Origin of the sequence: Neobacillus nitrireducens (assembly GCF_030915405.1) — a bacterium.
In the GTDB taxonomy this organism is placed as follows: Bacteria; Bacillota; Bacilli; order Bacillales; family Cytobacillaceae; genus Neobacillus.
The window spans coordinates 3,691,890-3,705,465 of sequence record NZ_CP133262.1; the positions used below are offsets into that span (position 1 = coordinate 3,691,890).

Annotated in this window: 11 protein-coding genes; 4 read left to right on the forward strand and 7 right to left on the reverse strand. The window is 38.6% G+C overall.

The window, feature by feature from the left end:
• Positions 1–144: 144 nt before the first annotated feature.
• From RCG22_RS17890 to RCG22_RS17900, 3 genes are all read right to left on the reverse strand, one after another.
• Positions 145–741, reverse strand: a complete 597-nt coding sequence (locus RCG22_RS17890; protein ID WP_308104027.1) for a DUF5317 domain-containing protein — start codon at positions 739–741, stop codon at positions 145–147.
• A gap of 272 nt (positions 742–1,013) precedes the next feature.
• Positions 1,014–1,442, reverse strand: coding sequence for a hypothetical protein (locus RCG22_RS17895; RefSeq protein WP_308104028.1), 429 nt, complete (start codon positions 1,440–1,442; stop codon positions 1,014–1,016).
• 420 nt (positions 1,443–1,862) lie between these two features.
• Positions 1,863–3,269: a LysM peptidoglycan-binding domain-containing protein gene (locus RCG22_RS17900; protein WP_308104029.1), complete on the reverse strand. Its 1,407-nt coding sequence runs from the start codon at positions 3,267–3,269 to the stop codon at positions 1,863–1,865.
• A gap of 509 nt (positions 3,270–3,778) precedes the next feature.
• Between RCG22_RS17900 and RCG22_RS17905 the strand changes: the two genes are divergently transcribed.
• From RCG22_RS17905 to RCG22_RS17915, 3 genes are all read left to right on the forward strand, one after another.
• A complete protein-coding gene (locus tag RCG22_RS17905) occupies positions 3,779–4,969 on the forward strand; it encodes a glycine C-acetyltransferase (RefSeq protein ID WP_308104030.1) in 1,191 nt (396 codons plus the stop codon).
• 80 nt (positions 4,970–5,049) lie between these two features.
• Positions 5,050–6,030 (forward strand): L-threonine 3-dehydrogenase, encoded by a 981-nt coding sequence (locus RCG22_RS17910; RefSeq protein WP_308104031.1) that lies wholly within the window; start codon positions 5,050–5,052, stop codon positions 6,028–6,030.
• Positions 6,031–6,238: 208 nt separating this feature from the next.
• Positions 6,239–7,636 carry an amino acid permease gene (locus tag RCG22_RS17915; protein WP_098264076.1) on the forward strand — a complete coding sequence of 466 codons (1,398 nt, stop codon included), beginning with the start codon at positions 6,239–6,241 and terminating at the stop codon, positions 7,634–7,636.
• Between the two features lie 119 nt (positions 7,637–7,755).
• Here the strand turns inward: RCG22_RS17915 and RCG22_RS17920 are convergent, their stop codons facing one another.
• Together RCG22_RS17920 and RCG22_RS17925 are read right to left on the reverse strand one after the other, a co-directional pair.
• Positions 7,756–9,378, reverse strand: a complete 1,623-nt coding sequence (locus RCG22_RS17920) for an ABC1 kinase family protein (protein WP_308104032.1) — start codon at positions 9,376–9,378, stop codon at positions 7,756–7,758.
• A gap of 202 nt (positions 9,379–9,580) precedes the next feature.
• The gene (locus tag RCG22_RS17925; RefSeq protein ID WP_308104033.1) at positions 9,581–9,805 is read right to left on the reverse strand and encodes a hypothetical protein; all 225 of its coding nucleotides are present in this window, start codon (positions 9,803–9,805) and stop codon (positions 9,581–9,583) included.
• A 495-nt stretch (positions 9,806–10,300) separates the two neighbouring features.
• Here RCG22_RS17925 and RCG22_RS17930 point away from each other — a divergent pair, with 495 nt between their 5' ends.
• On the forward strand, positions 10,301–10,984 hold the full coding sequence (locus RCG22_RS17930) for a hypothetical protein (RefSeq protein ID WP_308104034.1): 684 nt from the start codon (positions 10,301–10,303) through the stop codon (positions 10,982–10,984).
• 197 nt (positions 10,985–11,181) lie between these two features.
• Here RCG22_RS17930 and RCG22_RS17935 read toward each other — a convergent pair whose 3' ends face one another.
• The gene (locus RCG22_RS17935) at positions 11,182–12,891 is read right to left on the reverse strand and encodes an Ig-like domain-containing protein (protein WP_308104035.1); all 1,710 of its coding nucleotides are present in this window, start codon (positions 12,889–12,891) and stop codon (positions 11,182–11,184) included.
• 162 nt (positions 12,892–13,053) lie between these two features.
• Positions 13,054–13,344, reverse strand: coding sequence for a c-type cytochrome (locus tag RCG22_RS17940; protein WP_098264070.1), 291 nt, complete (start codon positions 13,342–13,344; stop codon positions 13,054–13,056).
• Between the last annotated feature and the right edge of the window lie 232 nt (positions 13,345–13,576).

A 13,576-nucleotide genomic window follows, 5' to 3' on the forward strand; every position in this document is an offset into this window, starting at 1 on the left:
AGGAGAAGTAAAAAAATTACTTCTCCCTACCATTTTACTCTTAAACTAATTTAAATCCAGAAGTTAAAGCAATAATGATAGAACCGATAATGATTGCATTGTATAAAATTCCAGTTAATTTAATCCCTTTTTTTTGTTCATTTTTCATCCCTTTTCACCTCCTCTAAAGGAGACGGGTCTGTATTTACTCTTTTTGGAAACTGGATGATGAACCATGAGATGTTGGATGAAAAAGAAGATTCCAATATTCATAACGATATCACCGATACTGATGATTTGCGTTCGTGGATAGGGGTCTGTGATGGGAATAACATCGCCCAAAAATCCAAGATATGTAGAAGACGTTAACATCGTATGCTTGGCGTATAGGCTTTCTTTAAGGACTTTAATATATTCGGGATCCAAAATGGCAGCTGCTTCCAATGAAACCGGCATTCTTCCGCCGTTGATCACCATGACTAAAAAATTGAGAAATACACCAATTAGAATGAGAGTAAATCCTGGGTTATTTCGGTTTATAAATAAAAATAGCAAACCGAGGACATATACCACAATGTAGATATATCCGCTTACCTGTCCCAGAAATTTATAATCATTTTGGAGCATAAAAATCGCTAGTTCAACAACCAATAGGAGAGGGAAAATCCATCCCCACTTTAGCTTTAGCTGTGCCAGAGCTCGTAGATTCCCTTTTCGAAGAAACCCTACTATAAACGAAATAATGATGCCGTCAAATACCATAGTTGTTACCCGCCTATGCAAGAATATATAACAATAGAAAAAGTTCAAAAATTCCACAAAAAAAAAATATTCCCATAATAATATAATCAAAGATATTCGTAGAACGCAAGGGGATGTTGCTTTGTTTCGTGTTAAATTTGTATATTTTCTGACATCTTGCCTCGAATACTCTTTTTTCATAGGATTGCCCCAGGTTATAAACCGAGTGGTAGTAAAGACAATGTGGCTTTTGCCTAATCTCTCAAAACCCCTAGCTTTAGCTATGGGGATACTCATAAAAGTTCTCTTTTAATAATATCATCGAATTTTTTTTGAATTTGGTTGACTTTGTTAAGGTCCAGATGGTCTTCATCCATTTCTTCCATTTGCCACAAATTAATATCATGCTTTAATTCTGTAAGTCGATGGAGTGTAATCGTCTGTTGTTTGATTAATTTCGAATCGGCAATAATCCCCTCGTAGGCAATCAAGGCAGGAATTAGCGCACTACATAATGCGATTAATATATTGGTCATTTGTTCAGTCAGCCCGATGTAGGTAAGATTGGTACTGGATAAGAACGTGATGAAAAATGAAAAGATTATTGTTAGAACCTTAAGTTTCATAGCCTTCCTCTTAATTTTCCTTATATTATTAATGGAACAAATTATTTTCTCCTCAATATCCCCTCTAACATCATCAAGGTGTTCAGAATTCTTCACATCATCCCCTCCATAACTTGTCTTATTATAATAAGATATGTCGGATGAATTAAAAGAGTGAGGTTTAAATTAGCCTTTTGTTGTGTTGAGGTTCTATGTGACCGTGCAGGAAGAAAAAGGAGAGTACGGTAACTTAAAGGGGTTTTAAGTGACCGAGCAGCAGGAAAAGAGTGGTCGATGGTAACATAAAGAGGTTCCTCTCAAAAAGGTCCTATTTTTCGTCCATCTTTCAACAAGAAATTTAACAAATGAGAGGGATGAAGTCTTATTTATCATGGGCTGGAGTTACTTTTAATCAAACGTTTGGTTGAAAAGGAATCCTGTAGGAAATCGACGAGATTTGTCAATTTCCCACCACATCGTTTAGGTAAAAACGTAAAAAACAATCAGTTCGCGCTAGGAACTGATTGTTCATAAACCTCATTTTTTTATATTAAAATTGGCAGCCAGTAACGACCAGTTTGATGGGTACGGATAGCCTAATGCCCAGTAACTGATGCCACGGAGATTAAATTCCTTGGCCAGATCGAACTTTGCTTGAGCGCTTCTTGCATCTTCGAACCATACTTCATGTCCACGGCCTTTTTCATCGACGTAGCGGAAAAATGGCGATTGGGTGGTTTCATCGTATTGAATCGCTGCACCGTATTTTATCGCACGTGCAACCGCTTCTTGGGTACTAAATGTTTCCGCCTCTTGTCCTTTGACATGAGGAAGGAGCCAATCACGGGCATAAATTTGAAACCCTAAGAATATTTTTTCTGCCGGCATTACGGTCCGTGCATATTCCACGACCCTCCTCATTTGATTGAGAGGAGAAATTGCCTGTGGTGGACCGAGCCGGTATCCCCATTCATACGTCATTAGGACGACAAAATCGACAATTCGACCATGTGCTTCATAATCATGTGCCTCATATAAGAGCCCTGCTTGGGTAGCACTTTGCTTGGGAGCAAGGGCCGTTGAAACAAAATATCCTTTTGGGTGAAGGCGGTCGACGGTTAGTTGGAGGAAGAGATTGTAATTTTCGCGATCAGCTGGTAAGACATTTTCAAAATCAATGTTTACGCCCTTATACCCTTTTTCATCCATAATCCGAAGCATATTTGAAAGTACCTTTTCACGTAAATCGGGACTCGACAATAGGGTATGAGCAACATTTGAGCCGGCCGCTGATGAGGTAAAGTTCGTAACCGACATCATCGGGATCACATTATTTGTTTTTGCCGATTGAATGGTTAACTCATCTTTGGCGGGATTAAGATCGCCATTTTCATTGATTAGGTAAGCAAAGGGACTAATATAGGTGAGCAAATGGTTAAGTTCCTTAACCGTATCAGCCGCAGCTTGATCCGGTTGATAGGTATAGGCATTAACTTCAATGCTAGGTTTCTTGATCGGTATCGTTAGCCGTGTACCTGAATAAATGAGGTTTGGATTTTGAATTTGATTTTCGTCGATAATTGCTTGGACGGTGACACCGTAACGGTTGGCAATTTTCGATAATGTTTCCCCGGCCACCGTCACGTGGACCCGCGCGGGGATGATTAGTTTTGAGCCTGGGTATAAAAGCGAAGGATTGGTCAGTTGATTTGCCTGAATAATCGAGTTTATCTCCACCCCGTATTGCTGTGAAATCGACCATAACGTTTCCCCGTACCTAACAATGTGTGTTGTCCCGGGCACCGGGATAACTAGTGATTGGCCAACTAACAACTGGTTTGGGTTCTGCAGCCCATTTGATTGAACAATTCCATTCATATTGACTTTGTACCGAGCAGCGATTTGCCAAAGCGTTTCACCGCTCCGGACAACATGAATCACCATCTGCTTAACCTCCATTTTTTCTTCAATAATTTAACATATGTGGATTAGTTGGGTGAGGTTATTTGTCTATATAAATTTATCTCTCTGTCTTTTTGGAAAAAATACGGTAAATATAGGAAGTAATTTAAAGCAAAAAAAAGAAACCCTTCATTGATCTAGGTTCTTTAAATTAAAAGGTATTGTCTGAATGATTAGTTTTTTGTAATAGTATTGACAGTTTTCCAACATAATTATAAGATTACACTGAAATATATGAATCTATTCATCTTAAAATGGGTGAGGGGAGGATTAACTTAACTAGTTTATTATTACACTTCCTATTCCATAGTAACATCATGCGCTCAAAAGTAGGATTGAAAGAATTGCGGTAGTCATTTTCGAGATGAACGAAAATTTTTTTCCACTAACATGAAAACGGTTCCAAATTTTTCAATATTTAATTTATGTTCCAAACATCACGAGCTGGTTATGTGAAGAAGCTGAGGGGTAATTTTAAAGGAGGAATTGTTTTGGCAAAAAGGGTTTTAGCAGATTTTTTAACACCCCAACTGAATGAGTTGCGGGAAAACGGCCTCTACAATGTCATTGATACTGTAGAAGGACCCAATGGACCTATCATTACCATCAATGGCAAATCATTAATCAATATGTCATCCAATAACTATCTTGGCCTTGCCAATAATGAAAGAATGAAGCAAAAAGCGCATGAGGCAATCGAGGAATATGGTGTGGGGGCCGGGGCGGTCCGTACAATCAATGGTACATTGGCCATCCATAATGAATTGGAGAAAACAATTGCCAAGTTCAAGCATACTGAGGCTGCCATTGCTTTCCAATCCGGGTTCAATTGTAACATGGGTGCGATATCAGCCCTAATGACAAAGAAGGATGCCATTCTTTCAGATGAATTGAATCATGCATCGATTATTGATGGCTGCAGATTGTCAGGAGCAAAAATTATCCGCGTCAAGCACCAAGACATGGACGATTTGCGTCGAGTAGCGAAAGAGACAATGGAGAGCGGTTTATACGAAAAAGTCATGTACATCACAGACGGAGTTTTTTCAATGGATGGGGATGTAGCAAAGCTTCCGGAAATCGTCGAAATTGCTGATGAGTTTGGGTTAATCACGTATGTGGATGATGCCCATGGTTCTGGTGTAATGGGTAACGGTGCTGGCACGGTTAAGCATTTTGGCCTTTCAGACCGAATTGACTTACAGATTGGGACACTATCAAAAGCGATTGGCGTCGTAGGCGGATATGTAGCAGGTACAGAACAGCTGATTGACTGGCTGAAAGTCCGTGCTCGTCCATTCCTGTTTTCAACCTCATTGACTCCTGGAGATGCGGCCGCATGTATGGAAGCGATCCATATCATGACCGAATCAACAGAAAAAGTTGAAAAGCTTTGGGAAAACGGAAGATATCTAAAAGAAGGCTTAAAGAAGCTTGGTTTCGAAATAGGTCATTCCGAAACACCAATTACCCCATGCATCATAGGAAAAGAAGATCTGACCCAATTATTTTCACGCAGGCTGATGGAAGAAGGCGTTTATGCCAAATCAATCACTTTCCCAACTGTTCCTAGAGGTACAGGCAGGGTGAGAAATATGCCTACTGCTGCGCACACCAAGGAAATGCTTGATGAGGTTCTAGCAGTCTATGAAAAAGTAGGTAAAGAATTGTCTATAATCTAATTTACAATTTCACCAAGAATAAAATCATTATTGCTTCAATTGAATAATAGAAAAAGATATTTCAGGAGGTCCGGTTTCATATGAAAAAAATTCTTATTACTGGCTGTCTTGGCCAAATCGGTTCTGAATTGACACACCGTCTCAGAGTTATGTACGGAACAGAAAACGTTATTGCAACGGATATTCGCCATATTGAAGGCAATCCAGTCATTGAAGCTGGCATATTTGAAATCCTTGATGTAATGGATTACGAAGCAATGCTTGGCATTTGCAAAAAATATGAGGTTGACACTCTCATGCATCTTGCAGCCCTTTTGTCGGCAGTAGGAGAAGCAAAGCCAAAATTCGCATGGGACCTGAATATGGGTGGCCTGATGAATGCCCTTGAAGTTTCCCGTGAGTTAAACTTGAAACTCTTTATACCAAGCTCTATCGCTGCGTTCGGACCAGGAACACCAGCAGATATGACACCGCAAGATACAGTACAAAGGCCAAGTACAATGTATGGCGTCACCAAGGTATCCGGAGAATTGCTTTGCGACTACTACTTTACCAAATACGGCGTAGATGTACGCGGAGTAAGGTTCCCTGGACTGATTTCATACAAGACTCTTCCAGGCGGCGGAACAACTGACTACGCAGTAGATATTTACTATGAAGCTCTTAAGAACAAGAAATATACATCTTTCATTGGTAAAGGAACCTATATGGATATGATGTATATGCCGGATGCGATTGATGCAATCATTCAATTGATGGAGGCTGATCCATCAAGATTGAAGCACCGCAACGCATTTAACATTACTGCCATGAGCTTTGAACCGGAACAAATTGCAGCATCCATTAGGAGATTCATTCCTGAATTCGAAATCTCATACAGTGTTGACCCTGTACGCCAAGGCATCGCAAACTCTTGGCCAAACAGCATAGATGCAGCTGCAGCACGCGAGGAATGGGATTTCAATCCTCAATATGACTTAGATCGTATGACAAAGGATATGCTGGAAAACTTATCAGAGAAATTAGGCATTCCCTTTAAGGAGCTTGCATTCGCCTATTAATCACTGTGAACTGATTAAAGGGATAAGCTTCCGTCTATAAAACTATTATAATCTATCCTTTCGGAAAAGACAAATGTATTTTTCGGGTGGACTGATTTGCAATATTATGTTATTGTAAGATAGCATTACGCAACAAAGTTTTGAACTAAGTGATTATTTGCATTTTGCTTTCAATTTGACAATAAACAGTACAGAGGGGGAAATATTGATGGCAAACAAGGAATTGAGCAGGGGTTTAAGTTCACGTCATATTCAGATGATTGCTTTGGGCGGAACGATTGGTGTAGGTCTATTTATGGGATCTTCCAGCACGATAGGCTGGACAGGTCCATCCGTAATGCTTGCTTATGGAATTACAGGTATTTTTCTATATTTAATTATGCGCGCTATGGGCGAAATGCTTTATTTGGAACCAAGTACAGGTTCGTTCGCAACATTCGGTTATAAGTATATCCATCCACTAGCAGGATATATGACGGCATGGAGCAACTGGTTCCAGTGGGTAGTTGTCGGTATGTCAGAGGTTATCGCAATCGGCACATATATGCATTATTGGTTTCCAGATCTTCCTGCGTGGATTCCTGGCCTTATTGCAATGGTCATTCTTGGGGCAGCGAACTTTATTTCTGTAAAATCATTTGGTGAATTCGAATTTTGGTTTGCTTTAATTAAAGTAGTTACAATTGTATTGATGATTATTGCAGGTTTCGGCCTGATTTTCTTCGGATTTGGTAATGGCGGAGACGCGATCGGCATTTCAAACTTATGGAAAAATGGCGGCTTCTTTACTGGCGGAGTGAAAGGATTCCTTTTTGCCCTAGCACTTGTTGTTGGTGCTTATCAAGGTGTAGAGCTTATCGGTATTACAGCTGGTGAAGCGAAGGATCCACAGAAAACAATTAGAAACGCGATTCAAAGTACCATTTGGCGTATCCTCGTTTTCTATATTGGCGCCATCTTTGTTATTGTTACTGTTTATCCTTGGGATCAATTGCATGCGATTGGAAGCCCATTCGTAGCAACTTTTGCAAAAATCGGTATTACAGCTGCAGCTGGAATCATTAACTTTGTTGTTATCACGGCAGCGTTATCTGGCTGTAACAGCGGTATCTACAGCGCAGGGCGTATGCTTTATACGCTTGGAATCAATGGGCAAGCTCCAAAAGTGTTTGCGAAGGTTTCAAGTAACGGGGTACCTTTATTCGGTACAATTGGAGTATTAATCGGCCTTGGCTTTGGAGTTATTTTAAGTTATATTGCACCAGAAAAACTGTTTGTGTACGTCTATGCTGCAAGTGTTCTTCCTGGGATGGTTCCTTGGTTTGTTATCTTGATTAGCCAACCAAAGTTCAGGAAAGTTCATGCGGCAAAAATGGCGAGCCACCCGTTCAAAATGCCATTTGCACCAGTTACGAACTACGTGACAATTGCCTATCTTGTAGCTGTGCTTGTCGGTATGTGGGTCAACGAAGACACTCGTGTTTCACTGATTGCTGGTATTGTGTTCCTAGCTCTTGTGACCATTAGCTTTTATGCTTTCGGAATTAATAAGCGTGTACCTGCCAATCTTCAAGCAGAGGATATGACAGAACGGAAAGCGATTTAAACTTCATATAAGAAAAGGGACAATTTTCAAAAATTGTCCCTTTTTTCATTGTCTTCAGGCCATAGGCGCTGAACGGGCGCTTGCGCCTTTTGTTCTGGTGGCTGCCACGTAACATTCACCTATATTCTCCGTTTTTCATGCATGTACTTCATCCATTTTTTCAGCCGATAACAACAAATAAAATATCCAACACAGCCGGCAGCAGCTACTCCAGCTGATATCTCCCAGATAAGATCGTGTGCGGAATAGATCCCAGCTGCTATTCCGATAAATCCAAACAGGGTCAATTGAAATAACTGCTTTTTCGTATTTTCATACATAGTAAAATGGAATTGCCGTCTTTGTTCGACTTCCTTTAATTGTTCCATTTTTTGCGGTGCATTTAGAAATTCGTTTACTGAATGGAAGATTTTAAAGACAGGCTGTGATTGAAGCCACTGCCAGACAAATAACCATTTATTATTCCCTTGTGTATTTAACCACTCCATAAACACTGGTTTCCCTAATTCCAGCAGTTCCGCTTCCGGTGCCAAATTGCGGATAATCCCTTCAATGGTTACAACCGACCGTCCTAAAAAGACAAAACGGGTCGGAATTTGAATGGGCAGAGATTGAATCAAATCGTTAATTTCCAACTTTAATGCCAGAAGGTCCATTTCTTTTAGATGAGCAGGCTGGAAGGTGATGAATTCTGCTAAGATCCGTTCGATCGTTCTAGATTCAGCCTCAGGGAGTAATACTCCTAATTGAAATAAGCATTCCACAGCCTTCGGATAATTTTTTGCAAGAAAGCTTTCGATTAAGCCTTGAAAATATCCTGCATCCTTTTTAGAAAGCTCTCCTACCATTCCGAAGTCTAGTAAAATAATTTTCCCTTCCTTCGATACAAGGACGTTTCCTGGATGGGGGTCTGCATGGAATGTACCAGGTTCCATCCATTGGGGCAGAAATACTTTCAGCAGTCTTTGCGCTAATTCCTGTCGACTCACCGGTAATTGGTTGATGGCCTCGTTATTGGTCAGACGTAATCCCTCAACCCACTCCATTACTAGTACGTTTGAGGTACTAAGTTCAGCATACACCGCAGGAATTTGGACGATATCCATCTCCTTAAAGCGCTCTTTAAACGTAAGAATGGTGTTTAGTTCCTTTGAATAATCCAGTTCTCGTTCAATCACTTGTTTTACCTCTTTAAAGAGGACCTTAAAATTCATTAATCCTTTCGGAAGGGGAACTAGGTGATCAACCAGCCAAAAAACGATACTTAAAATCCGGAAATCAGTATGGACAATCGAATCAATATTTGGACGCTTTACCTTAATCGCAACCTTTGTTCCGTCTTGGAGCACGCCTTTATAGACCTCACCAATGGAGGCAGAAGCAATGGCCGTTTTTTCAATCGATTGGAAATGCTGGTGAAGTGAGTTTCCCCATTCCTTTTCTAAAATTTTCTCAATCTCTCTCCACTGGGAAGGGGGAACCTTATCCGTTAAATCTTCTATTTGACTGATAAAGGAAGGAGGAAGCAAATCGGCACGCGTGCTTAGGATTTGTCCAAGCTTGATGAGCAAGCCTTCTAATTCGAACAGGGTTTGCCTGAACCGTGCTCCGAAACTTCCCCAAAGTTTATCCCACTCGGCTTGCGGTTTCCTAAGGATTTTATACCAATAAATTTGAAAGAAGATCCCAAAGACCAAAGAAAGGACCTTCGACATCCGGAGTAGCTTATTTTTGGTCATCATCCAATCCCTCTCATTTCCTATGCCTCACTGTTTTTCACTATGAAATTAACTCAATCCTTTCGAGTATATGTATCTATTTATATATACATATTTTACCACTTAAAATACGGTGTTTCAGTACTTATTTGTAATTATTAGTGGTGTTGTACCTGGAATGATAAGAAGCCGGTATCCAAAGGATCCGGCTGAGTCATCTAAACTATTAGTTTATTTGCATTTCGTATATTTTTTCGTTATTGATTATACTTCCGGCTTTTTCTTCGAAATATTTATTCATCAGTAAATTTAGTCTAATGGAAAGCGTAATGTATTCGGAGCTATTTGGACCTGTTTGATTATAAATCCCGCTTAGTTTCGCTTTAAGATTCACTATTTCCATTAAAAGTTCCATGTTTTCTGTATCTAAAAATTCAATTGCCTTCATCATACACCTCGAAAAGTTAAATTTTTTAAAAACCATTGGTATGGAAGGTATGATGACTTAATCTATTTATTTATCGTCTTCTAATGATAATACAATTCCATAGCCATTCTGATAGTAACATAGACGATTTTCAATGTGAACAAAGAATTTAAAAGTAAAAATATTAGAAAAAAGGTAAATAATATTGGTATATCAAGTGTTCTACTAAGGTATTTTCTAACTGGTTGAGAACAAACGAATAATTAATTTCGATTCAGTAAACAAGTTATATTGTGATAACTTCAAAAATAAAAATAAAAATATTTAAAATTTTTAAAATTAAGGGGGTTAGTAGAAAAAGCAGGAATTTTGTCAAAAATTGTGTTTTTTTATTGGGAGGAGATGGTACAATAAGATGATGAATTTTGAGTATTTTTTATGGTTGCTTAGTTTAAATACCTTTAGTACCTAAGAAAAGATACATAGATTTCCTGGAATACATTTAAAGGGGATAAATAAATGACAGTCATGGAAGAAATAAAACATAAAAAGATAAGACCCTTCTGGAAAATGAAAAGAATCGTAGTAGGGATACCAGTGATTATCTTGCTGGTCCTTGTTTTTGCTGGCTACAAAATTGGGATGAATATAGCTTCTGAAAAAATGGTAGACGAACTTGCGAGTCAGATTACGGCTGAAGATTATGATAATTTATTAAAGGATCCTAGTATTCAGCAAATAATTGAAAAAGAAGTTGGAACAGGTAAAAAAAGTGAACTGCTTAAAAATGTTTCTGCTAATCAGGGTATTAAGGGAATGGTTAACAATAACACTGCAGGAATGAATGGAAATACAACTAGTGAAAAACAGCCCTCAGCAACCAATTCAGATTTAAGTGAAAAGCAGGAAATTACCACCGCAACTGTCGCCACAGGTAAGAGGGTCCATACTGAAACAAAACAACCATCTACAGGAAAGGCTGAACCATCTGGGTTACAATTCAGTTCAAATGAAGAGGTTATGAAATTTCTATTATCAAAGTTTTCTATGGAGGAACTCAGTGCATTAGCTAAGGAGGCACAAGGTGGAGTTACAGCTCAAGAGAAAGCTGAGATTAAAAATAAAGTCCTAAGTAGACTTTCAACAGAAGAATACAATGCATTGAAAGTTTATGCCGTGGTAGAAGTAAGTAAAAAACAATAGGTAATATAAATTTTGCAGCTATACGTAGTTATTAGCACTAGTTTGTCATGTGATAGTCCTCCTTTGGTAAGGGGGATTTTTTTATTGCATTGGAACGGTGTCAGTCACTGTTTGTATTTTTTATATCAAAAAAAGAGTGCAAGATCCTTTTCGGACTTGCACTCTTTCCCAATCACAAGGTTACTATTTTATAAGATTTAATTAGATTTTACAGTTACTTTGGTCCGGCTGCTTACATTTTTAGATTTATCTGTTGCGGTTACGTACAAGACGGTACCTTTCTTTTGGGCTTTGATTTTCACACTAAAATTACCCTTAGAAGAAGATTTACCAGATGCTAATACAGTTGAGCCCTTTTTAATAGTAATCGTTGAGCCGGCTTCAGCTTTCCCTTTGATTACTTTATCATTCGAATCGACAGAGAATACGCTTGGTTTAACTGGAGCGACCCGGTCAAGGACCTTGGTTGATTTAGCTGTGCTTACGTTACCGGCTGCATCTTTAGCTGTTACATAAATTGTAGAACCTGCTTTTTGAGCTTTCTTAATTTTGAGGCTAAATGTTCCTTTAGATGTAGTTTTTCCTGTTGCAATTGTTGTGCTACCGTTTTTGATTGTAATATAGGAATTAGCTTCAGCTTTTCCTTTGATTGTTTTATCGTTATTGTCGATTGAATAAACAGTTGGTGTAGTTGGAGCCGTCTTATCAAGGACTTTAATTGATTTAGCTTTACTCTCATTCCCTGCTGCATCCTTAGCGGTTACAGTAAGGACGGAACCAGCTTTTTGAGTAACCTTAATTGAAATACTGAAAGTCCCATTGGAGGCAGTTTTTCCAATAGCAACAGTTGTTTTCCCATTTTTAATAGTAATCGTAGAGCCAGCTTCAGCTTTCCCTTTGATTATTTTATCATTATTGTCCACTGAATAAACAGTTGGGATTCCAGGAGCCGTTGTATCTTTTTTCGGGAGAATTGTAATTTCTTTGGTAATGATTGGCTGGTTCAAATAGTAGCCGACCACTTTTACTTTTCCTGTCTTTTTGGCAACTAGTTTATTGCCAGTAGTGAGCGTTGCAATCGAAGTGTTATTTGTATTCCACTTTAAGCTATTTGTAAAATCCATTAATCCAAGTCCCAAATCTACTTTCAAACTGTAGGATGGAGAAGTAGCTCCTAGAGTATATGTACTAGCACCAAAGATATCTCCGCCTTTACTGCGGATTAACCCTGATGATAAAGCAGCCGATGCCATCTTGGATGGGTCAACTATGGAATCCACATTTGTCTTCATAGTAAGAATATTAGCCACAGAGATTCCTAATTTTTGAGAGAATATGCCATCAAATTGAGCAAATCTTGCATCGGTAAGGGTTGAATCCACCGCAGCTTTCAAAATTTGGTCATAGCTCAAATTTTTCTGTTTCAAGAATGAGTCAACTAATTGAGCTTTAAGGTTTTCTTCAAAGGTGCTAGATAAAGAAAGAGCTTGGTCAACAGATAGCTTTCCATCAAAAATCTTTGTGAATTCATCCGAGTAATTGGACTTGAATGCATCTAAAGCTGTAAGGAAGTCTGCAGAATTACTTATGTATTGAAGCTTTACGAAATCTGTTGCTAGTTTAATAGCTGTCCCTGGAGCCGTTTTGGTGTCAATTTTTTCAATTAAACTAGTTCCAAGAATTGTGTTGAAGTTTACCTTCGAAATATTATTATAGGATACTTTAATGTCAGCAATATCAGATGCAGTAAGCTTTTTAAAAATTTCATTGTGGAATGTAACAAGTTCTATCCCTGAATCAGCGTGAGCAGTATTCGGCACAAACGCTAAATTAGCTGCAAAAGGAGTAAGGGTAATACTACTTGCCAAAATTAAATTAATGGTGCGTTGACGAAAAGGTGTTTTCACTTATATTTCCTCCAAATTCATATTCTGACATTATTATACTTTAAAGAAGCGAAGTATAAAAGAAAAATAGGTGAAAATAGGGAAAAATGTCGTATTGACACAGTTTTTAGGGAACGTAAATAAAAAAGATTAGGAATTTCTCCTAATCTTCGAATGGACATTTTATTTCTCCATCAGCCATTTCGTAACTATCTTAGATTTTTCATCATCTAGTAAGTTGCCTGGCATTTTATTTGTACCTTCACTAATAATTTTCAGTACTTCGGCTTCTGAATATTTACTCTTCATATCTACAATAGTAGGGCCGACAGCCCCTTGTAATTGAGCGCCGTGACATGCAGCGCAGCTTTCCTTATAGATTGATTCACCGTCCATGGCGGTACTGGCCTTATCTGATGAACAGCCGGTTAATAATAAAAGCATTAAGGCAAATGCAGTTAAAAGTCGATTCATGTTGTTTCCTCCAAACACATCATAATAGTGGTAATGTTTTCTAGCTTATCTCTATCTTAATAGAGATAAGAGCTGAAAACTTAGCTCAATTATGAACATTTGGGAAAAGTTTTACCCTCTCATCTCCGCACGAATCTATGGTAATAAAGTAAGACAGAGAGACGATTGTCCCTTTGTCTTTTTCGCGTATTAGAACCATGGGTGATTGTCGAAAAATTGCCCTATTTAAGTG